Origin of the sequence: Ruegeria sp. HKCCD6604 (assembly GCF_013110635.1) — a bacterium.
Taxonomy (GTDB): Bacteria; Pseudomonadota; Alphaproteobacteria; order Rhodobacterales; family Rhodobacteraceae; genus Ruegeria.
In genome coordinates this window covers 1,371,714-1,391,800 of the sequence record NZ_WVQW01000001.1, presented here as the reverse complement: position 1 = coordinate 1,391,800, position 20,087 = coordinate 1,371,714, and the positions used below count along the sequence as shown (strand labels likewise).

At 58.4% G+C, this 20,087-nt stretch carries 27 protein-coding genes; 13 read left to right on the top strand and 14 right to left on the bottom strand.

The genetic code is table 11. From position 1 onward, the window contains the following. Window positions 1–65 precede the first annotated feature (65 nt). The gene (locus GS614_RS06925; RefSeq protein ID WP_171168878.1) at window positions 66–785 is read right to left on the bottom strand and encodes a response regulator; all 720 of its coding nucleotides are present in this window, start codon (window positions 783–785) and stop codon (window positions 66–68) included. Between the two features lie 136 nt (window positions 786–921). Between GS614_RS06925 and mce the strand changes: the two genes are divergently transcribed. Together mce and GS614_RS06915 are read left to right on the top strand one after the other, a co-directional pair. Then, window positions 922–1,326 (top strand): methylmalonyl-CoA epimerase, encoded by a 405-nt coding sequence (gene mce / locus GS614_RS06920; protein WP_170346086.1) that lies wholly within the window; start codon window positions 922–924, stop codon window positions 1,324–1,326. A gap of 23 nt (window positions 1,327–1,349) precedes the next feature. Next, a complete protein-coding gene (locus tag GS614_RS06915) occupies window positions 1,350–1,622 on the top strand; it encodes a DUF1467 family protein (protein WP_117867937.1) in 273 nt (90 codons plus the stop codon). A 6-nt stretch (window positions 1,623–1,628) separates the two neighbouring features. On the opposite strand, the gene GS614_RS06910 is transcribed toward GS614_RS06915, so the two are convergent. Together GS614_RS06910 and GS614_RS06905 are read right to left on the bottom strand one after the other, a co-directional pair. Continuing rightward, on the bottom strand, window positions 1,629–2,327 hold the full coding sequence (locus tag GS614_RS06910; protein ID WP_171329297.1) for an EI24 domain-containing protein: 699 nt from the start codon (window positions 2,325–2,327) through the stop codon (window positions 1,629–1,631). Continuing rightward, window positions 2,324–2,902 carry a nitroreductase family protein gene (locus GS614_RS06905; RefSeq protein WP_171725813.1) on the bottom strand — a complete coding sequence of 193 codons (579 nt, stop codon included), beginning with the start codon at window positions 2,900–2,902 and terminating at the stop codon, window positions 2,324–2,326. The genes GS614_RS06910 and GS614_RS06905 overlap by 4 nt, the downstream gene beginning before the upstream one ends. 135 nt (window positions 2,903–3,037) lie before the next feature. Here GS614_RS06905 and GS614_RS06900 point away from each other — a divergent pair, with 135 nt between their 5' ends. Beyond that, a complete protein-coding gene (locus GS614_RS06900) occupies window positions 3,038–3,313 on the top strand; it encodes a DUF167 domain-containing protein (RefSeq protein ID WP_171168874.1) in 276 nt (91 codons plus the stop codon). Here the strand turns inward: GS614_RS06900 and GS614_RS06895 are convergent. Further along, entirely contained in the window at window positions 3,301–3,549 is a 249-nt protein-coding gene (locus tag GS614_RS06895; RefSeq protein ID WP_170346090.1) for a hypothetical protein, read from the bottom strand. The two genes, GS614_RS06900 and GS614_RS06895, sit on opposite strands and share 13 nt — an antisense overlap. A gap of 120 nt (window positions 3,550–3,669) precedes the next feature. On the opposite strand from GS614_RS06895, the gene GS614_RS06890 reads away from it, so the two are divergent. From GS614_RS06890 to GS614_RS06870, 5 genes are all read left to right on the top strand, one after another. After that, complete coding sequence (locus GS614_RS06890) at window positions 3,670–4,377, top strand: M48 family metallopeptidase (protein WP_152458954.1); 708 nt, start codon at window positions 3,670–3,672, stop codon at window positions 4,375–4,377. Then, window positions 4,374–4,742, top strand: a complete 369-nt coding sequence (locus GS614_RS06885) for a YigZ family protein (protein WP_171118710.1) — start codon at window positions 4,374–4,376, stop codon at window positions 4,740–4,742. The genes GS614_RS06890 and GS614_RS06885 overlap by 4 nt, the downstream gene beginning before the upstream one ends. A 69-nt stretch (window positions 4,743–4,811) precedes the next feature. Then, the gene (locus tag GS614_RS06880; protein ID WP_171363901.1) at window positions 4,812–5,063 is read left to right on the top strand and encodes a DUF6455 family protein; all 252 of its coding nucleotides are present in this window, start codon (window positions 4,812–4,814) and stop codon (window positions 5,061–5,063) included. Between the two features lie 14 nt (window positions 5,064–5,077). Further along, complete coding sequence (locus tag GS614_RS06875; RefSeq protein ID WP_171725812.1) at window positions 5,078–5,347, top strand: DUF6455 family protein; 270 nt, start codon at window positions 5,078–5,080, stop codon at window positions 5,345–5,347. Then, window positions 5,290–5,607: a DUF6455 family protein gene (locus tag GS614_RS06870; protein ID WP_371807909.1), complete on the top strand. Its 318-nt coding sequence runs from the start codon at window positions 5,290–5,292 to the stop codon at window positions 5,605–5,607. Before GS614_RS06875 ends, GS614_RS06870 begins: the two co-directional genes overlap by 58 nt. Here GS614_RS06870 and GS614_RS06865 read toward each other — a convergent pair whose 3' ends face one another. Next, window positions 5,608–5,850: a CDGSH iron-sulfur domain-containing protein gene (locus GS614_RS06865; RefSeq protein WP_171725811.1), complete on the bottom strand. Its 243-nt coding sequence runs from the start codon at window positions 5,848–5,850 to the stop codon at window positions 5,608–5,610. A 229-nt stretch (window positions 5,851–6,079) separates the two neighbouring features. Here GS614_RS06865 and GS614_RS06860 point away from each other — a divergent pair, with 229 nt between their 5' ends. Continuing rightward, window positions 6,080–6,268: a hypothetical protein gene (locus GS614_RS06860; protein WP_050604769.1), complete on the top strand. Its 189-nt coding sequence runs from the start codon at window positions 6,080–6,082 to the stop codon at window positions 6,266–6,268. 136 nt (window positions 6,269–6,404) lie between these two features. Here GS614_RS06860 and GS614_RS06855 read toward each other — a convergent pair whose 3' ends face one another. Then, the gene (locus tag GS614_RS06855) at window positions 6,405–6,764 is read right to left on the bottom strand and encodes a hypothetical protein (RefSeq protein ID WP_171725810.1); all 360 of its coding nucleotides are present in this window, start codon (window positions 6,762–6,764) and stop codon (window positions 6,405–6,407) included. A 112-nt stretch (window positions 6,765–6,876) separates the two neighbouring features. Next, window positions 6,877–8,265, bottom strand: coding sequence for a 30S ribosomal protein S12 methylthiotransferase RimO (rimO, locus tag GS614_RS06850; protein WP_171329307.1), 1,389 nt, complete (start codon window positions 8,263–8,265; stop codon window positions 6,877–6,879). A gap of 40 nt (window positions 8,266–8,305) precedes the next feature. Between rimO and GS614_RS06845 the strand changes: the two genes are divergently transcribed. After that, entirely contained in the window at window positions 8,306–10,315 is a 2,010-nt protein-coding gene (locus GS614_RS06845; protein WP_253285296.1) for an AsmA family protein, read from the top strand. Between the two features lie 47 nt (window positions 10,316–10,362). Here the strand turns inward: GS614_RS06845 and GS614_RS06840 are convergent, their stop codons facing one another. From GS614_RS06840 to GS614_RS06825, 4 genes are read right to left on the bottom strand one after another with little or no spacing between them, the layout of a single operon-like run. After that, window positions 10,363–11,859 carry a phosphomannomutase/phosphoglucomutase gene (locus GS614_RS06840; RefSeq protein WP_171725809.1) on the bottom strand — a complete coding sequence of 499 codons (1,497 nt, stop codon included), beginning with the start codon at window positions 11,857–11,859 and terminating at the stop codon, window positions 10,363–10,365. 15 nt (window positions 11,860–11,874) lie between these two features. Beyond that, window positions 11,875–12,708, bottom strand: a complete 834-nt coding sequence (gene kdsA, locus GS614_RS06835; protein WP_171228967.1) for a 3-deoxy-8-phosphooctulonate synthase — start codon at window positions 12,706–12,708, stop codon at window positions 11,875–11,877. A 5-nt stretch (window positions 12,709–12,713) separates the two neighbouring features. Then, window positions 12,714–14,291: a capsule biosynthesis protein gene (locus GS614_RS06830; RefSeq protein WP_171725808.1), complete on the bottom strand. Its 1,578-nt coding sequence runs from the start codon at window positions 14,289–14,291 to the stop codon at window positions 12,714–12,716. Next, window positions 14,269–14,928 (bottom strand): ABC transporter ATP-binding protein, encoded by a 660-nt coding sequence (locus GS614_RS06825; RefSeq protein ID WP_170346103.1) that lies wholly within the window; start codon window positions 14,926–14,928, stop codon window positions 14,269–14,271. The genes GS614_RS06830 and GS614_RS06825 overlap by 23 nt, the downstream gene beginning before the upstream one ends. 224 nt (window positions 14,929–15,152) lie before the next feature. On the opposite strand from GS614_RS06825, the gene GS614_RS06820 reads away from it, so the two are divergent. Together GS614_RS06820 and GS614_RS06815 are read left to right on the top strand one after the other, a co-directional pair. Then, window positions 15,153–15,764 (top strand): uracil-DNA glycosylase family protein, encoded by a 612-nt coding sequence (locus tag GS614_RS06820; RefSeq protein WP_253285295.1) that lies wholly within the window; start codon window positions 15,153–15,155, stop codon window positions 15,762–15,764. Beyond that, window positions 15,757–16,545 carry an SseB family protein gene (locus tag GS614_RS06815; RefSeq protein ID WP_171725807.1) on the top strand — a complete coding sequence of 263 codons (789 nt, stop codon included), beginning with the start codon at window positions 15,757–15,759 and terminating at the stop codon, window positions 16,543–16,545. The genes GS614_RS06820 and GS614_RS06815 overlap by 8 nt, the downstream gene beginning before the upstream one ends. Before the next feature lie 60 nt (window positions 16,546–16,605). Here the strand turns inward: GS614_RS06815 and yghU are convergent, their stop codons facing one another. Further along, window positions 16,606–17,484: a glutathione-dependent disulfide-bond oxidoreductase gene (gene yghU / locus GS614_RS06810; RefSeq protein WP_171725806.1), complete on the bottom strand. Its 879-nt coding sequence runs from the start codon at window positions 17,482–17,484 to the stop codon at window positions 16,606–16,608. A gap of 235 nt (window positions 17,485–17,719) precedes the next feature. Between yghU and GS614_RS06805 the strand changes: the two genes are divergently transcribed. After that, window positions 17,720–18,238 carry a YHS domain-containing (seleno)protein gene (locus GS614_RS06805; RefSeq protein WP_171725805.1) on the top strand — a complete coding sequence of 173 codons (519 nt, stop codon included), beginning with the start codon at window positions 17,720–17,722 and terminating at the stop codon, window positions 18,236–18,238. Window positions 18,239–18,287: 49 nt separating this feature from the next. Here the strand turns inward: GS614_RS06805 and GS614_RS06800 are convergent, their stop codons facing one another. Both GS614_RS06800 and metF read right to left on the bottom strand, forming a co-directional pair. Next, window positions 18,288–18,953 carry a J domain-containing protein gene (locus GS614_RS06800; RefSeq protein WP_171725804.1) on the bottom strand — a complete coding sequence of 222 codons (666 nt, stop codon included), beginning with the start codon at window positions 18,951–18,953 and terminating at the stop codon, window positions 18,288–18,290. 230 nt (window positions 18,954–19,183) lie between these two features. After that, complete coding sequence (gene metF / locus GS614_RS06795; protein WP_171118690.1) at window positions 19,184–20,050, bottom strand: methylenetetrahydrofolate reductase [NAD(P)H]; 867 nt, start codon at window positions 20,048–20,050, stop codon at window positions 19,184–19,186. Between the last annotated feature and the right edge of the window lie 37 nt (window positions 20,051–20,087).

Below are 20,087 nucleotides of genomic sequence, written 5' to 3'. Positions count from 1 at the left end.
GCCGTGTTTGGCGGTACAGCCAGATGCACAAAAGGGTTGCAGTGATGAAATACGCTGTCACCATTTCAAATTGCCTCTCGCTGTTCCAGTCGGTTCTGCACCATCCCGGCAACCTGCGCCGCCTGCGCCATGATCGGCGTCCCGTTCGCGCGTGAAAATGCCAGCTTTCGCGCGGCTTCCGCCAAGGGCCTGTCATTTGCCTCGCGCGCGACGCCGTGCAGGAACTGTGCGGCGTAGTCCAATGTACTGTGATCGTTGGGACCTGCGAGCACATCGGCGATATGGGCCATGTCGTCCTGATAAGCCAAAGGGTCCGGGCGAATGATTTCATCGCGTACGGCATGAAGCCCGCTGGGCCGCCGGTCCTCTGGCAGGCGTTCCAGAATGGATTTTTGAAAATGTGACATTGATTTTAGCGGCTTGGACAAAAACCCATCCGCGCCGGCCGCCAGAGCCATGTCTTCGCTGCCGTCATCGCCCGAAAGGCCCATGATGACACTGATACGGGGCGTGGCCTCGGCCAATTCGGCGATCAGTTCGGCGCCGGAACCGTCCGGCAGGCCCATATCGACCAGGATGACCGAAGGCCGATAGATCTGTAGGTGCCTTCGGGCCGATTTCAGGCAATCCGCACGGCGAATGCGCGCGCCGCTGTGTAGGCACATCAGGCGGATGGCATCGCAAGCGTACCGGCTGTCTTCGACAACCAATATGGTCTGACCCAGCAAGGGTCGAGTCGCGGTGGGCGCGGCGGTGGTGGTGGCAAGTAGGCCCGAATCGTCCATGGCAGCTCTCCTATGCAGCAGATGCTTCACGTTAGGAACTTCTGGCTAACACGACGTTAACGCGCGATTTGGCGCACTTGTCCTTTGGCGGATCAGCCCCCATAACCCATGCAACGCAGGACAGCAGGAGTGAGACATGATTGGACGTCTGAACCACGTCGCCATTGCCGTACCGGATCTTGAGGCGGCGTCCGAGCAATACCGCAACGCGTTGGGCGCCAAAGTCGGCGCGCCGCAGGACGAGCCGGATCATGGTGTCACGGTCGTGTTCATCGAACTGCCCAACACCAAGATCGAACTTCTGTATCCGCTGGGTGACGATAGCCCGATCAACGGGTTTTTGGAAAAGAACCCGGCCGGCGGCATCCACCATGTATGTTACGAGGTCGAGGATATCATCGCGGCCCGTGATCATCTTAAAGCGACCGGAGCCCGTGTTCTGGGATCAGGTGAGCCCAAGATCGGTGCGCATGGTAAACCGGTTCTGTTTCTGCACCCCAAGGATTTCAACGGCTGCCTGGTCGAGCTGGAGCAGGTATAACCCCCAGCCCCGGAGGGCCTGAAATGACCATTACTGCCGCGCTGGTGTTGTTCGCCGTCATCTGGTTCATGACGTTGTTGGTGGTGCTGCCCATTCGCATCAAAACCCAGGGCGATCTGGGTGACATCGTTCCCGGCACGCATGCGGGCGCGCCGGAAGTGCATCACATGAAAAGAAAGATGTGGATCACCACCGGTATCTCTGTGGTTCTGTGGGCGATCATCGCCGGAATCATCCTGTCGGGCGTGATCTCGGTGCGGGATTTCGACTGGCTGAACCAGTTGGAGCCAAGGTAATCCCCGTCAGGCCTTTTGGCCTGACAAGGCATGATAGATATGGGTGAACGTGGCGGCCCCGATGATCGGGATCACCAGGTTCACCAGCGGCACTGAAAGCGGAATGGCCATCAATGTGCCCGCCACCCAGATCGTCGTTGAATGTTTGGCCCGCAGCTTGCGCGCGCCATCGCGCCCGATCCTTCGCATCGCGGCAAGGGTAAAGTATTCACGCCCCAGCAAAAATCCGTTCATCGCCCAGAAGATGAAAGGCGCAAGCGGGGTGAAAATCGCATAGAGGATCAGCGCCAGCAGGTTTGCCACAATCAGAACGCCAAGGAAGCTGAGACCGTCCATAAGCGCCTCTGAGGCCGGGATGCGCCGTGCGGGCGGCAACGCCGGAAAATGCTTGTCCTCAACCGCCTGTGCCACCTCGTCCAGAAAGATCGAGGTGATGGCCGACGCGACCGGCACCATCAGAAAAACGGGCAGGATCAGGACGAGCACGATACCGGAATAGTTCAGAACGTCGTTCAGCCACGGCACAGCCCCCACAAACGGCAGTGAGATTTCGCTGCCTGACAGCCAGTTGATCAACCAGATCGCACCTGCACAGGCCAGAACCAGCAGCAGAATGGTCAGACCCACGCCGCGCAGCAATACGGCGCGAAACCTGGGGTCTCCGGTCTGGCCAAGTGCGCTGAAAAAGGCGTTCAGGATGATCATTCCGTAATCCACTCTGTCAAAGCGGCAACGTCGGGCCGGGGGCGTTCCGGCGGGGTCGCTCCCTCGGTGGCGATATGAATTAAACCGGCCACGCGTTCGTTTTCGGCAAGCCCGAAAGCATCGACACAGAACGCGCGATCATGTGTTTGCCAGCCCGACAGCCAATTGGCGCCCCAACCCGCAGCCAGCGCGGCATTCAGCAGCGCCAGGCAGACCGCACCAGCAGAGTAGGATTGTTCGATGGCCGGAATCTTTTCGGATTGTTTGCGAACCTCGATGACCGCGACGGTCAGATGCCCCATATCGAACTGGCTGCGCGCCTTGGCGATGTCTTCCGGGCTTTTGTTCAGCCTTTGTCCGCAGGCCTCGGTCAGGGTCGCCAGGCGTGGCATGGCGCCCTTTTCCAGAACGATAAACCGCCAGGGCTCCAGTTTGCCGTGATCGGGGCTGCGGGCTGCGGCCGTCAGCAACGGCAGCAACTCTTCCCGGGTTGGGGCCGGAGCAACCAGTGTCTTGGCCGGCCGGGACCGGCGCGACTGCAAAAACTCCAGAGCGGCGGGGTTTTTCAGGGACATATGTTAACTTCCTTTACATCGAGACTCTGTATCTTGGTCGGTATTCTGCCCGTTTCAAGGGCACGCCAATGGATTGCGTGGATCAATTTCATTACGACGTGCTTCGTGCAAGACTTTGAGAAAAAAGAGGAGACAATGGCGAAACCCAAACTGCGCGATCTGCCGGATCTCAGCGCGATGGCGCAGGCCGGGGCCGTTTTCAAACTGAAGGTGACGCCCAAGGCGGCCCGCGATCGGGTGAGCGTCGAAGACGGTCAGATCAAGGTATCCGTTACGGCCCCGCCGGAAAACGGCAAGGCCAACAGGGCCGTGCAGTTGCTGCTTGCAGAATGTCTTGGCGTCGCGCCCTCGACCCTGATGCTGAAGCAGGGGCAAGCCGCACGGATCAAGCTGTTTTCCTATGACCCCTGAGGTCCGGTTTCGCGAATTTGATAAACACCTTCGGGCAGATCCAGCGCGGCCGCCAGATCCCGCACCTGCTCGGGCGACAACGTGATCTTCTGTATTTGATCGGTGCGGGGATCAAGTTGTTCCAGCGTGACGCATTCCGCGAAATTGTTGATCACCACATCTTCCTGCAAAGGTTGTTCGCCTTCGTCCACAAGCGTAATGACCGTCGAGTCGAATTCATGCTCAATCGTAAACATGAGGCCAGAGTGCAAGCCGCCGGGGCGCAATGCAAGCCGTTCGTTGAACCGGCGGTGTGGTTTCGCCGGCACGGTCGTACTATGTTGAAATCACGGCCATTCGGTCTCAAAGGATATGACATGCACAGATGGTTTGTTTTATTGCTGTCCCTGCTGCTTGCGGCATGTGGAGAGGGGGCCTTGCGCGTCCAACCCGCCGAGGAATGGCTGGGGGATGAGCCAGAGGCCGAACCGATGGTGCAAACCTTCCGAGAGGTCAGTCGGGCCGTCGGTGCGGAAGCCCGCAGACAGTGTCTGAAACAGACGACCGGGCAGAATTGCGACTTTCGGATTCTTGTCGACTTGAACCCACAGGCTTCGGTCAATGCATTCCAGACGCTGGATGAAAACAAGCAGCCGGTGATCATATTCACCCGCTCGATGATCGAGTCTACCCAGAACGCGGATGAACTGGCGTTTGTCATGGGGCATGAAGCAGCCCACCACGTGTTGGGGCATATCGCCAGGCAGAGCGAAATCGCCAGCGCCAGCGCGGCTGAGTTCGGGCGGGTGGCAGAGTTGCGCGGCGGGGACGCCGCCGCCATTGAAGAGGCGCAAAAGCTGGGCGCGCAGGTCGGCGTTCAGGCTTATGTGAAAGACTTTGAGCTGGAGGCAGACCAGTTGGGAACCATCATCACGTATAATGCGGGATACAATCCGTTGGTCGGGGCAAGGTTCTTTGATCGCATCCCGGATCCCGGTGACAGGTTTTTGGGAACCCACCCACCAAATGCACAACGTGTGCAGATCGTGCGGGAAACGGCAGAGCAGTTGGGTTTGTCCCAATGAGCCGGCTCACATGCCTGGGTGTCGTCCTGACGGATCGCGGCTCGAAATACGCGGTGTCCGGGGCGCAGGTCACGACGCGGGCTGAAATCGACGCGGTTCTGAACGATTTGAAATCCGACAAGAGCTATGCCAAGGCCACGCACAACACCTGGGCCGCGGCCTTGCCGACCGGCGCGTTGAAAGCTGATGACGGAGAAAGCGGCGCGGGCATGGTGATCCTTCGGATGATCGAACGCGCCGGGCTTAAAAATCACGTCATAATCGTGACGCGCTGGTATGGCGGCAAGAAACTGGGCGGGGACCGCTTTCGCCGTGTTCAGGATGCCACGCGGGCCTATCTGGATCACATCGGCGTCCAATCTTGACCTGAGTCAATGTTTGCCTTCGCGGATGCGCTACCCTTTGGACACAGCGTCAAAGCGAAAGGAAACAGCATGCCCTCCCACGAGACCCTGCGGCTGCATGCCGGATTGGTGGACGATATGGCCAGAATGCTGGACATTGATCTTGAGGAAGCCGCCATTGATGGTTCCGTTTCCGTGGACCAGATCTCTGATGCTGTTTTGCGCTGTACCGACTGCCCGAACCCGGATCACTGCAAGAGTTTGCTGAACGATCCCGGATCTGCTCGGCGTACGCCCGAGTACTGCCGAAATCAGGAATTGCTTCACAATCTCCTGCCTTGACACAAAGGTCTGCCATGACACATCTGGGCGAAATCATGACCCATCTGCGCTTGGTGTTGCGTATGGGGCAAGCAACCGGAACCGACTTGGCCGCGGCCTATCGGAACGGTCATCTGGAACAGGAAGAATGGGCTGAAATCGTGCGGCAGTGTCGCGGCTGTTCTTGGGCCAAGGACTGCCCGGAATGGTTGGAACGGCGCGAGCAGGTTGAACAGGCGCCATCGACATGCCCGAATCGCAAATACTTTGCCGCCCTCAAAACCAAGCAGGTGGAGAACGCTTGATGTCTCAGGTCGCGTTAGGGGAAATCGAAAAGCACTTTTGGCTTACACGCTCAGTTTCACGCTGCATGGGCATTTCAATGACCGAAGCGATGGCCGAAGGACGTCTTTCACCCGAAAAATACGCCGAGCTTGTCACACGGTGCCGCGCTGCCGGATGTGATGTGCAATGCGAGTTTTGGCTTGCCCGGCAACAGGGCACAGCGACCACTGCCCCGGATTTTTGCCCCAATGCCGAGATACTGAATGGGTTGAAAACCTGATCAAAGCCCGTTGTGCGTTCCGTCGCACAAAGGCGGCTTCGAGCTGTGTTTGCACCCGCAAAAGAAGACCTTTTTGCTGCTTTCCGCAGTATATTTCACAGGCTCTGACCCGGTGCCTTTGTGCGATCCGTCGCAAAACGGCTGGCGGCTGGATTTGCCGCAGGCGCACCAGAAATAGGTTTTCCCTTCGACGACCTCGACCGGTAATGGCGATTTCTGGGCAACAATGGGCGCGTTTGACATATGGCTTCTCCGTCTTTGGCTGAATTCGCTGCAACAGTTTAGGGCGCCGGAGTCAGAAGAATAGGTTTCACGCCTCAAAGAACATCATTGCGCCATTTGATTGGCATGGATTCGCTGTGACTCACGAAGACGTGATCGATTCAGTTGCCAGATTGCCGTTCAGCCCGTATTCTTAACCTGGCCCCGAAAAGCTGGGCAATATCAGAAAAGTAATAAAGGATTGACGGACATGAAACTGAAACTCGCTGCCGTTGGCGCATTTGCACTGATCCTGACTGCCTGTGCGCAGCAGGAAGAACCGACACCTGTTTACGTTCAGCCCAGCTATGACAAAGCCGGCACACCCAGCTGTCCGGGTGGTTATCAATTGGCCACAACCGAGGCTGGCCAGACGGTCTGTGACCCAATCACTCAGTAAGCCATTCGCAGGCGGCCCGGACCCGGACCGCCTGTACGCTTTCGGGAAAAACCGTCACCAGTTGTGGCGGTTTTTTCTTGCCTGCGATTTCGCGGCTATCGGATAGGTTGCGTTCTTCGCGTTGCGCGAACCCTGTTTAGTGCCTTTTGAGGCCGTAGGTATGCTTGAACTTGAATGACTTGAATTTCTGTCGCTTGACCGACCCATAGGGGATATGCCCGAGGACACGCCGTTTGGGAGCGGTGTATCGATAAACCGGGGCCGGCTTTTTGATATGCGCCTTGGGCCGCTTGGCATATGACTTGGCCTTCGGGGCCACGTAATACCGGTTTATCTTGTGGCGGCCGTTTTTGTGAAAGCTTAGATGTTTGCCGCCAACCGAAATGAATCCGGCAGAGCCGACCTGTGTAGGCTGGGCGTAACCGGGAGTGGCCACGAAATGCGCGGCCATCAGGAAAACCACGCAATTCAGGCCAAGCTTGAAGATACGAGACATGAAAACCTCTGGGATTGGCTTTCAGTCCAAGATCGGGTCTGACCGCGTGTTCGGCCAATAAACTCGGTTCACGCTTTGCCCATATGCCGTGTGCTCGACGCGGTGTCAGACCTTAGACAGGCTTGCCCCACAAATCGTATTCTCCGGCCTCGTCCACTTCGACCGTGACGATGTCACCGGGCCTGAGGTTTTCAAACCCCTCATCGATGAACAGGTTGCCGTCGATCTCAGGCGCGTCTGCTTTGGTGCGGCAGGTGGCGGCCTCGTCATCGACCTCGTCCACGATCACCTCAAGCGTCTGTCCGACCTTTGCCCGCAACTTGGCCTCCGAGATCGCCTGTGCCTTTTCCATGAAGCGATCCCAGCGTTCCTGCTTGATTTCTGCCGGGACGTGATCGGGCAGGTCATTTGACCGCGCGCCATCGACGTTTTCATATTGAAAACACCCGACACGTTCCAACTGCGCCTCGTCCATCCAATCCAGCAGGGTCTGGAATTCCGACTCCGTCTCACCCGGATAGCCGACGATAAAGGTCGACCGCAGGGTGATATCCGGGCAGATCGCGCGCCAGGCCTTGATTTCATCCAGCGTTCTGGCCGACGCGGCCGGGCGGGCCATGCGTTTCAGCACATCCGGGTGGGCGTGTTGAAACGGGATATCCAGATAAGGCAGCACGTTGCACCCGGCATCCGCCATCAGCGGAATCAGGTCCCGCACATGCGGGTAGGGATAAACGTAATGCAGGCGAACCCAGGCATCGAGCTGCCCCAACTCGCGCGCCAGATCGGTGATATGGCTGCGCACTTCAACATCTTTCCACGGGTTGATGTCGTATTTCCGGTCCAAGCCATAGGCCGAGGTGTCCTGCGAAATCACCAGCAGCTCACGCACGCCGTTTTGCACCAGCTTTTCCGCCTCGCGCAGAACCGCATGCGCCGGGCGGCTGGCCAGTTTTCCGCGCATGTCGGGGATGATGCAGAACTTGCACTTGTGGTTGCAGCCTTCGGAAATTTTCAGATAGCTGTAATGGCGCGGCGTCAACTGCACGCTGCTGGCGGGCAACAGGTCCACGAAAGGATCAGGATCGGGGGGCACGGCGGCATGCACCGCATCCAGCACCTGCTCGTATTGGTGTGGGCCGGTGACAGCCATGATGCGGGGGTGATGTTCGCGAATGTAATCCGGCTCGGCCCCCAGACAGCCGGTCACGATGACTTTGCCGTTTTCCACCAGCGCCTCTCCGATCGCGTCCAGCGATTCCGCTTTGGCGCTGTCGAGGAACCCGCAGGTGTTCACGATGACAGCATCGGCCCCGGCATAATCTGGCGAAATGCCGTATCCTTCGGCACGTAGCCGGGTCAGAATGCGTTCACTGTCGACCAACGCCTTCGGGCAGCCCAACGACACCATGCCGATGGTCGGCTGGTTCGATTGGGGTGTCTCGGTGATCCGGGCAGAAGGTGCCAGGTCGGGGCGGAGGTTCGGCGGGTTTGTCGTCATGCGCGGCATATAGTCGGGAAAGCTTGCCCTTGCAAATGTGATGCGTGATTTGAATGATCACGGCAATGACAAGCCAAAAGGCGGAGAGCAGAAAATGAAATGGCTGATGCGCATCCTGTTTATCGTTGTCGCTGTGATCGCGTTGATCATTGGCGCACTGTTGCTGATGCCGGGGGAAAAGCTTGCCGCGATTCTGGCCGAGCAGGTCAAGGCCCAGACCGGGCGTGATCTGACACTGACCGGTGATGTGCGCATTTCCTTCTGGCCGGTGGTCGGGATGGAAACCGGGCCGGTGCGTTTCGGCAACGCAAGCTGGGCCGGACCGGAGCCGATGCTCAGCGCGGATAGCCTGGCCGTCGGAGTGGACGCTGCCGGGCTGTTGAATGGGGATCTGCGGATAAAACGAGTTTTTGCAGACAATCCCGTGTTGCGGTTGGAACGATCAGATGGGCGCGGCAATTGGGAGTTGAGCGCCCCGACAACCGCGACAACTGCGGTCGCGACCGGGGGCACCACACCCGCTGAGCCCTCGGGGCAGGTCACGCTGGATCAGCTGGAGCTGACAAATGCACGGCTGATTTACGTGGAAAATGGTTCGACGCAGATGGATTTCTCGGGCGTGACGCTATCTGCAAGCTGGCCCGAGGTGGCGGCCCCGTTGGTGATGGAGGCCGCCATGCCAGTGCCTGGAGGGGCGGTTCAGGTTGACCTGAAAATCCCGGACTTACCGGCATTTGCCGCCGGGTCAGTGACTGATCTGGAACTGGCTTTGACGGCCCCGGGCGGAGAGATCGGATTTGACGGGCGCGTCAATCTTGCGGGTGAAATGGATGGAACCACCAAGGTCGTAACGCGGAACACCGAAAGGATGCTTGCCGCCTTCGGTCAGGCTGGCACATCCGTACCGCCCGGATTGGGCAAGACTGCGGACATTTCAGCGCATATGACGTATACGCAGGACGGGCGGATTTCCATGCGGAACATGGTTGCGCAATTGGATGACAACCGGTTCGTGGGCGAGGCGGATATCACCATTTCGGACCCGCCGCGTATCGTGGCCCGTCTGGAAGCCGGTGATTTGGATCTGTCGCGGATTTCCGAAACCGCTTCTGCCTCAGGCGGCACGTCTCAGGCAAACGCTCCTGCACCTGAGGGGTGGTCGAAGGACCCTATCGACGCGTCTGCTCTGGCATTGGCGAACGGTAAGATCCGCCTGACGGCGAACTCGATCGCCGTGCCCGGGATGACGTTCGGCAAAAGCGATCTGACCCTGTCGCTGGATCGGTCGCGGGCCGTTCTGGAAATGCACCCGGCCACGCTGTTTGCAGGTCAGTTGCACGGTCAGGTGGTGGCCAACAACCGCAACGGCCTGTCGGTCGGCGGCAACGTGACCGCCACCGCGATCGATCTGAAACAAGCACTGACCACGATGGCCGGGGTCAAACGCCTGTCGGGAACCGCTGCGGGAGCGTTTGAGTTTCTGGGCGTCGGCCAGTCCGAGGATCAGATCATGCGGTCCCTCAGCGGCAAAGGAAATCTGGATGTCGGTCCCGGAGTGATTTCCGGGCTCGATCTGGACCGATTGATGGGGCAGGGCACCGGATCAGGCGGAACCACCGTGTTCAACAGCCTGACGGCCAGTTTCACCATCGACCAGGGCGTGTTGACGAACAGCGATCTGCTCATGTCACTGAAGAATTTCCGCGCAGATGGCACCGGTACAGTAGATTTGGGGGCTCGCAACATCGACTATCTGTTCACGCCCGTGGCGTTGCGTGCCAATTCCGGGCAGGGGATATCGGTTCCCGTTCACATCAAAGGCCCCTGGAGCGACCCGTCGATCAAGCCGGACCTGACCAAGGTGATCGAGGCGGCCGCGGATGTGAAGGTCAAGGAACTGGAAGACGACGCCAAACAGAAGGTTTTTGATAAGGTCGGCAACGAATTGGATACGACGATCACCGACAGTGATCAGATCGAAGACGCCATCAAGAACAAGCTTGAAGAAGAGGCAAAAAAAGGCCTGCTCAAATTATTCGGCGGCGACTGAGCAACCATCGTGCTTGGGGCATCGGGATATGCCCCAAGCAGTTGTTTTCAGATGGTTTGGTCGTAATCGCCGACACCGGGCTCGGTTCGGATGACGGCGTCTATGTCCGCGAAGATGGCGCGCATCTCAGCCTCGCTTTCGCTGCTTTCACAGACAACGACCAGATTGGGGGTATTGGACGAAGCCCGCACCAGACCCCAGCTGCCGTTGTCCAGAATCACACGTGCGCCGTTCACCGTGACCACTTCCTTGATTGCGCGGCCAGCGAGTGTTTCGCCCGCATCTCCCTTGGCGACCAACTTGTCGACCAGCCGCTGAAGGATATCATATTTCTCGGTATCAGCGGCGTGGGGTGACATCGTGGGTGTGGACCAGGTCTTGGGCAGGGCCTTGCGCAGGTCCGACATGCTCTGATCCGGGTTGCGGTCCATCAGTTTGCAGATTTCGACTGCGACACGCATCCCGCAGTCGTATCCACGCCCGATCGGTTCGGCCAAAAAGTAGTGGCCTGATTTTTCGAACCCGGCCAGTGCACCGATTTCCTTGACGCGGCGCTTCATGTGGCTGTGGCCGGTCTTCCAGTAATCGGCTTTGACGCCCAGGGCCTGCAACTCGGGGTCGCTGGCGAACAGACCGGTGGATTTCACATCCGCGACAAAGGTCGATCCGGGGTGAAGCTTGGCCAGATCACGCGCCATGATCACGCCAACCTTGTCGGCAAAGATCTCCTCGCCCTCATCATCGACGACGCCGCAGCGGTCTCCGTCACCGTCAAACCCCAGCGCCAGATCGGCACCGCTGGATTTCACCGTGGCGGCCATGTCGTGCAGCATCTCCATGGCTTCCGGGTTCGGGTTGTAGTTGGGGAAGGTATAGTCCAGCCGGTTATGGCTGGGCACGACCTCAACCCCGATCCGTTCGAAAATCTCGGGCGCAAAGGCCGAAGCCGTGCCATTCCCGGTCGCGCAGACCACTTTCAGCGGGCGGGACATTTTGAAATCGCCGACCAGATCGTCGATATAGGCCTCTTTGACGCCATCGACGAACTCGTACGAGCCGCCTTCGCGCGTGACGCTTTCGCCGTTCAGTACGATGTCACGCAGTTCCGACATCTCATCAGGGCCATGGGTCAGCGGACGCTCAAAACCCATTTTGACCCCGGTCCAGCCGTTGGGGTTGTGGCTGGCGGTGACCATCGCCACCGCCGGCACATCCAGATGGAACTGTGCGAAGTATGCCATGGGGCTGAGCGCAGGGCCGATGTCTTTGACACGGATACCAGCCTGTATCAGGCCCAGCATCAGGGCATTTTTGATCGCCAATGAATAATCGCGATAATCGTTGCCGACAGCAATTACAGGCTCGATCCCGCGCTTGTGCATCTGCGTGCCAAGCCCCAGCCCAAGCGCGGTCATGCCGGGCAGGTTGATCTCTTCGGGATATTTCCAGCGGGCGTCGTATTCACGGAACCCGGTGGGCGTGATCATCGCGTCGCGCAGAAAGTTCCAGCTGTTGGGCGTTACCTCGGTGAGGGGTTTGGTCATAACAAGTCTCAATCGTTAAATCTGTATCGGATTCGCTTTAGCAAGCGCATCAAATCGCATCAATGTGTCAACAAGTTGGGGCATCTGGTCGAGGGGGATCATATTTGGCCCGTCCGATGGGGCCGAGTCCGGGTCCTGATGGGTTTCGATGAACACGGCCCCAACACCCAGAGAAACCGCGGCGCGGGCCATTACCGGTGCAAATTCGCGCTGCCCGCCCGAAGACCCGCCCTTGCCTCCGGGTTGCTGCACGGAATGGGTGGCGTCCATCACCACCGGATACCCGGTTTTCGCCATTTGGGGCAGCGCACGCATGTCGGCAACCAGCGTGTTGTAGCCAAATGAGGTGCCACGTTCGGTCAGCAGGATATTCTGATTTCCGGTGCTTTCGATTTTGTCGACGATGTTGGTCATTTCCCAAGGTGCAAGGAATTGCCCCTTTTTCACATTGACCGCTTTGCCGGTGTTGCCGGCCGCCAGCAGCATGTCGGTCTGACGGCACAGGAAGGCCGGAATTTGCAGAACGTCCACCGCCTCGGCGGCGATAGCGCATTGCGCTTCGGTATGAACATCGGTCAGAACCGGGATACCCATCGTTTTGCGGATGTCATCCAGTACCTTCAGCCCCGCATCGATGCCCATGCCACGCTTGCCCGACAGGGATGTCCGGTTCGCCTTGTCATAAGACGCCTTGAAGACGTATTGCGCCCCGGCTGCGTCGCAGGCTTCTTTCATCTTGCCCGCAATCATCTGCGCATGGTCTGCCGTTTCAAGCTGACATGGCCCAGCTATGATGGTCAGCGGAAGGTCGTTGCCGACTGTCAGGTCGGAGATTTTAACATGTTTCATGAGTTTTATGAGGATACCTGTTCACGAAGGACCGACGCGGTAAGCGAGATCATCAGGTAGATACCAGCAAACAACAGGAATGCCAAAATCGTATTTTCGAACTTGCGCGGATAACTGGGTTCCTGACTGGGAACGGGGTTGACCGAGACGGTCAGATAGCGCACCTGCCGGTTGGCTTCGGACCGGGTCGCTTCCATTTGCTGCATTGCCGTTTGCAGCATCATGTCACGCGCCGCCAGGTCCGCCTGCGCGATCTGGATACGCACGCTCAGCCGCGCCAGCGAGTTTTCGCCGTCCGAGGCATCCTGCATCTCGGCATTCAGTTCTCTCAGAACTTTTTCAAGGCGGGCGATATCTGCCTTGACGCCATCAACCTTTGCCTTGTTCGGGCGCAGGTTGTCCTGAAGCGCGGCGAGCTCAAGCTCTTTGTCCTGAACCAGTATTTCGATTTCGTTGATGCGGGCTCGCAGGCTGGCAATGACGTTTTCGGGGTCAAGAACCGCGCCCTGAAGCTGAAGCTCGATCAACTCTTCCTGAGCCTGCCTGCGCGCTTCCTGCGCCGCTTCGAAACTTTGCAGCGCGTCGCGCATCTGGTCTTCACGTTTTTTTCCGGACAAGGCATTCACCCTGTCTTCGGCATAAGAGATCAGGCGCTCGGAAAATTCGGTCGATGTCTGCGCGTCGGGGGCGGCAACCTCCATCCGAATGACCCCTTCGGTCGGGTCATAGCCGATGGTGATCATGCGTTTGAACAGCTTATAGGCGTCTTCAAGCGAGGCGTCCGGTGCCAGTCTTTGAATAGGGTCGATCCATTCCTGCTTGAAGACATCAGAAAACCCGGCATCGCGGTCCAGCAACAGCAAAGCTTCTTTCGATTCCAGAAAGGACTGAACCGAGATCGAATCCTGCGTGGTGGCGAATTGCGTACCGGCAAGAAGACCGCCGATATTGCCCGGTCCGCCATCCGCTTGCAGGATCAGGAATTCGGAATCGCTGGCATACATCGGCGTGGCGATGCGGTAGAAATAGAAGCCGACAATGAAGGTCGGCAGGAACACAAAGGCCGCCAGACGCGCAAACAGTCCAAACAATTTACGCTTGCGACGACGGGCGATGTCTTTTTGGATTTGGCCAATTTCAAAATTGCGCCGCTCAGCCGGGCTGAGCTCGGGCCCGGGCAGGTTTGTTTTCTCGGCACCCATGGCCTGCGGCAGTTGAACGTTGATCCTGTCCTTGGGTTTGTCACCCTCGTCCGATGGCCTTGCGGCGGCAAGGTCCAGAAGATTGGTGCGCTGGAAGGGGTCGATGCCCTTTTTGCGCAGCAATCGCACCGCGTCATAGTCCGACGTCGCGGCCAGACCGTGTTTCTGCGCCAGACGTCGTGCGATACGCAATTGACGGCCCGTCAGGCCTTCGCGCTTGATGTCATCCAGCTGCGTCCCGGGCTGTGCTTCGCCGGCGGCCGCAGGGCCTTGCGTCGCGTTGCGAATACGCGAGATGGCGTCCGATCGCGCCTCGGCCGAGCTTTCCGTCTGACGTCCGCAGCGCCAGTTGTATTTTCTAACCTTGGGTTTCGTAGTCATAAAGCTGCTTTGCCTCTTCCAAGGAGTCAAATATATACAATTGCCCGTCCAGAAGTACGGCCGCTTTCTGGGCGAATTTCTCCAACACGGACGGGCTGTGCGATACGATCACCAAAGTCGTCGTGCGCAATCTTTCCTTCAGGATCGCCCCAGCCTTTTCGTTGAATTCGACATCTGTTGTCGCCGGCATCCCTTCGTCGATGAGATACATGTCAAAGTCCAGCGCCAGCATCAAAGAAAAGGTGAAACGCGCCCTCATCCCAGAGGAGTAAGTGGCAAGGGGCTGGTCAAAATATTCGCCCAGACCGCAGAGCCATTTGCAGTAGGCCTCGATATAGTCGGGGTCCATACCGTAGATCTTGGCGATGTAGCGCGCGTTCTCAAGCGCTGACAGTTTTCCCGACACGCCACCGGTGAACCCCATGGGGAAAGAAACCCGGCATTCGCGACGGACCACGCCTTCGTCGGGTTTCTCCAGGCCGGCCATCATGTTGATCAACGTGGTTTTTCCGGTTCCGTTCGGGGCCAGAACGCCCAGTGAGGTACCCAGTTCGACCCGAAACGAGACCCGATCCAGAATCACCTTGCGGCGCGTTCCGGTCCAGAAGGATTTGCTGACGTTGTCGAATTCTAGCATTCGGGGTCTGCTGCTCGTTTCGTTCGTGTTGTCGCACTTGCGGGCGGCCAGAAAGGGTATTTTTTACCGTCCCATGTTGGCTACATTATGTCGAATTATGAAACAAATGATCAATGCGGTCCGGTTGCGCGCATGAATGTCTGATTGGGTGCAGCAAAGGTTATCGGTCACTTGGTGCCGCGTCAGGTCGTTATTATCTGTTTTGGCAGCCAACAACAGACCGGATGGGCAGGGGCCTTCAGGATCAGATGAACGCGTTACGTCAGGAAATCCGCGCCTGCCGCTTGTGTGCCGACAGGTTCGCGCAAACAGAAACCGCACACGAGCCGCGCCCGGTGGTCTGGTTCCGCCCCGGAACACCGATCCTTGTCGCGGGGCAGGCACCGGGCGCCCGTGTGCACGAGTCGGGGCGGCCCTTCACCGACCCGTCCGGCGACAGGCTGCGGCACTGGCTGGGGATTGGTGAGTCGGTTTTTTTCGATCGCGACCGTGTTTCGATCGTACCGATGGCGTTCTGCTTTCCTGGGTATGATGCGCGCAATGCTGATCTTCCGCCACCTGCGATTTGCCGCAAGACCTGGCACGACCGGGTGATGCAGGACCTGGGGCGTGTGCCGCTGACCGTGTTGGTCGGAGGTCATGCACACAAGTTTCATCTTGGCGCGCGCGGGTCGGTGACGGACACCGTTCGCAACTGGCGGGACCATGCGCCGCGGGTCTTTGCCTTGCCTCACCCGTCCTGGCGCAATACGGCATGGTTGAAGAAAAACCCGTGGTTCGAGGCTGAACTGCTGCCTGTTTTGCGTACACGGGTCCAAGAGGTGCTGAATGACTGAATCCACGGCGTTGGACACTGCGCATGCCGCGATGCAGGCGGACCCGACAAGTGATGCCGCCCGTCTGCGTTTCTTTGAACGGCTTGCGGATAGCGAGCTGTTTCTGATGCTGACCGAAGAAGCGCGGGACGAGAAAATCTCGCCCGAATTGTTCGATGTGGCTGACGGGCGCTTTGTTCTGGCCTTTGATCGTGAGGACCGGCTGGCGCAGTTTGCCGGGCGGCCCGTGCCTTATGTGGCGCTGTCGGGGCGGGTGCTTTCGGGGATGCTGTCGGGGCAGGGCATCGGGCTTGGTCTGAACCTGGAGACTGCGCCATCTTCCATGCTGGTCCCGGCGGAAGCCCTGGAATGGTTGGCTGAAACGTTGCAACACAGCCCGCAAGAGGTCGAGGAAGAGCTTGCCGAGTTTTTGCCCCCTGCCGGTCTGCCGCAAAACCTGCTGACCGCGCTGGATGCGAAACTGGCGACGGCGGGCGGACTTGCCAGCGCAGCCTATCTGGTTGCCACCAAGTCCAAATCGGGCGCGCAGGGCCATCTGTTGGGATTTGTCGATGCGATTGAAGGGGCCGAGCCCGCTTTGGCCAAGGCCGCGTCCGAGGCGCTGACCTTTTCCGGGATCGAGGCAGGCGCAATGGATGTCGGGTTTTTCACCGCAAGCGAGGCCGCCGCCGCGCTTCTGGCCAAGGTGGGCCTTCGGTTTGATCTGCCCCAGCCGCAAATTGCCGAAGCGGTCCGCGAAGCCCCCGGCAGCAATCCGGACAACCCACCCATTCTGAAATAACCATCCAAACGCAAACACGCGGCACAAGCTGCACCGCGTGTCGTTGCGCCTGGGATATGTTTATTCCGCCGCCGCTTCCAGCTTGTCCTGCGTGCGGGTTTCGAAATCGCTGGCGTCGTGGCGTTCGTGAAGCTGCGTGTGCGGCTCGCCAAAGGCGCGGTTGACCATGCGGCCACGCTGAACCGCAGGGCGCGCGTCGATTGCCTTGGCCCATCGCATGACGTTCTTGTAGGATTCCACGTCCAAGAACTCTGCCGCGCTGTAAAGGCGGCCCAGAACCAACTGGCCATACCAGGGCCAAATCGCCATGTCCGCGATGGAATAGTTTTCGCCCGCGATGAAGGTTTTTTCCGCCAGTTCACGATCCAAAACATCCAGTTGGCGCTTGGTCTCCATGGCGAAACGGTTGATCGGGTATTCCCATTTCTCGGGTGCATAGGCGTAGAAATGCCCGAACCCACCGCCCAGATACGGCGCGCTGCCCATCTGCCAGAACACCCAGTTCATCACCTCGGTCCGCTCCGGGCCGGATGCGGGCAGAAACGCGCCGAACTTTTCAGCCAGATGGAACAGGATCGAGGCGCTTTCAAAAACACGAACAGGTTTGTCGCCCGACCGATCCCAAAGCGCGGGGATTTTCGAGTTCGGGTTGGCCTCGACAAAGCCCGAGCTGAATTGGTCGCCTTCTCCGATGTTGATCAGCCAGGCGTTGTATTCAGCGCCTTCATGACCAAGTGCCAACAGCTCTTCCAGCATCACCGTGACTTTCACGCCATTAGGTGTCGCGAGCGAGTACAGCTGAAGAGGATGCCGTCCGACCGGCAGGTCCTTGTCATGGGTCGCTCCGGCGATCGGTCGGTTGATGTTGGCGAATTGTCCGCCACTATTACTGTCCCAGGTCCAGACCGTTGGAGGGGTATACGAGGATTGGTCGCTCATCACTTGCCTTTCTTGCCTATGTCAGGGCTGCCATACAGCTAATATTGCAAACCGCCGAGTCCAACCCTACTCAACTGGCGTATTCTGTAACAATCCGCCGCCAAACTCTCACGTTTTCTCGTGTCGGGTCACAGCGGCGTTAGGGGGACTACGCACCGCTTGGGAATCGCATATTGTCCTGTCAGACCTGCCGCAAGGCATCACGGATTTAGTTGACCCGAAAAGGATAGACGACATGAAACGCTTTGCATTGACACTCGCTACGGCCATAGCTCTGGCGGTTCCGGCTTTTGCCGGCCCTCAATATATCGACGGCACAGGTTTTGCTGTTTCGGGTTATGATGTCGTTGCCTATCGCAGCCTGGATCAGATGCCGGTGGGCCAGTCGCAGCCCGAAGGTGTGCGCGGAAATGCCAACATCACCGCCGAATACAACGGTGCGACCTGGGCTTTTGCGACCGAGGAAAACCGCGACAAATTTCTTGAAAACCCAGCATACTATGCGCCGCAATATGATGGGCACTGCGCTTACGGCGTGTCGCGTGGTGGCAAGGTTCCGGCAAATCCGAACCTGTGGCGGATCGTGGATGACAAGCTGTATCTCAACATCACCGACGTGGTTGTCGGATTTTTCGAGGAAGACATTCCAGGCAATATCAATCTTGCCGAAGGCAACTGGCCCGGTATCGAACCAAGCGACGCCTCGACCAATGTGATCCCGAAATTCACGTCGGAAGGCCCGGTTTCAAACTGATCCGGCATCAAAAGAACCAAGCCCGGCTGGTCAAGCCGGGCTGAGGCCGTTACCCCGCAAGCCAGAATTGATCCCGAATATCCTGATCGGCATCAAACCTGATCCGTACACTTTTGGCCCCCGGAAACTTCCGTTCGCGGATCGTATCGGGGATGATGACTTCTCCGGCGCCGGTATCTTTTGACTGGAAGCTCAGAATTTCAGCCTCGGTGTGACGCGCGTTGGTCAGGACGGTCGTTGGCAAGGCCACGCGATTTGCCCCATGATGCACGGGCGTGGTGACAAAATAGGTCAGATGCCGCCCGTAACACCCGACCGCGTCGGGAACGTGATCCGAGACACATGCATCAGATGTGTCCTGAGTATCGGCTTCATCGTGCATTTGCGGCAACCTCTGGTCGGGATTCAGAATCGCCTTGCAGGCGGCGATATCTTCCACCGGAAGTTCGATGATGCGCTTTTTCAAACGGGGGCGGCGCGGTTGCGGAGGGCCGGAACTGGCACCACCTTTTGTAACCAACCCTTCCTTGCGCAGAAAATCATAAGCCGCTTTGGCGCGCGAAAAACCGGAACTGTCCCCATCCGTATGATCGGGATGTGAATGGAATGCGATCTGCCTCCAGGCGTCCCTGATCTCTTGGGAACCGGCGCAGGGACTCAACCCCAGATCCGCCAACGCATCCGCGCGCGCCCGCACTTTATCGACAGGTTCCATACTCAAAACACTCTTTACAAACTACACACAACCAGTGTGGTCACAGTCATAGTTTTGTCAAATTTCAGGGATGATTTGCCGGGCTGGGGACAACAATCGCGATGCTGAGATTCAATTGTCCCTCAAAGGCACCGTTTTAGGGGCGGGGTTGTGAAACAGTACACATCTTCTGAAACGACAAACGCCCGGGTGTAAACGTAACCCGGGCGAATCATTGGGTTTTTTGAAAGTCAGGCGACGTTTTCCAACTCAACGCTCGGTGTAATGCCCAGTGCAAAGCAGACATCGCGCGTCAGTTCGGGACGGTTCAGGGTATAGAAGTGCAGCTTGTCCACGCCGCCTTCGATCAGGTCTGAACACAGCTCTGTGCAGATTGCCGTGGCCAACAGATCCTCACGCCCATCGCGCACCGCCTTTTCAAACGCCTGTTCGACCCACTGGGGAATATGCGTGCCACAGCGCTTGGCGAAGTTGCGAGCACCTGCCCAGTTCTCGATCGGCAAGATGCCAGGCACGATCGGTTTGTCGATGCCGGCCTTGACGCAAGCATCGCGGAACCGGAAAAAGGTTTCGGCTTCGAAAAAGAACTGCGTCAGCGCTTCGTCTGCGCCTGCGTCCAGCTTGGCCTTCAGCCAGTCCACATCCGCAGCCATGTTTGCGGCCTCGGGGTGGGTGTCGGGATAGGCCCCGACACGAATGCTGAACATTTCGGTTTCGGCCAGTGCCTCGATCAGTTCGACTGAACTGGAAAACCCGTCGGGGTGCGGCACAAACTTGTCCTGACCCTTCGGCGGGTCGCCGCGCAGGGCGACGATGTCCTGCACGCCGGCGCGGGCAAAGGTGTCTGCGATCTCCAGCGTTTCCTGCCGCGAAGCATCGACACAGGTCAGATGAGCGGCCACGTTCAGGCCCGATGACTTGTGCAGGGTCGAAACCGCGTCGCGTGTCAGTTCACGCGTTGTGCCACCAGCGCCGTAGGTGACGGAAACAAAGCGGGGATCCAAAGGGGCCAATGTCTGGACCGTGTCCCAAAGGCGGAAAGAGGCTTCCAAAGTTTTGGGCGGAAAGAACTCGAAGGAAATTTCAGGTTTGGACATCGTGGCCTCACTGGATCAACTGAGCCTCTTGTGCCAT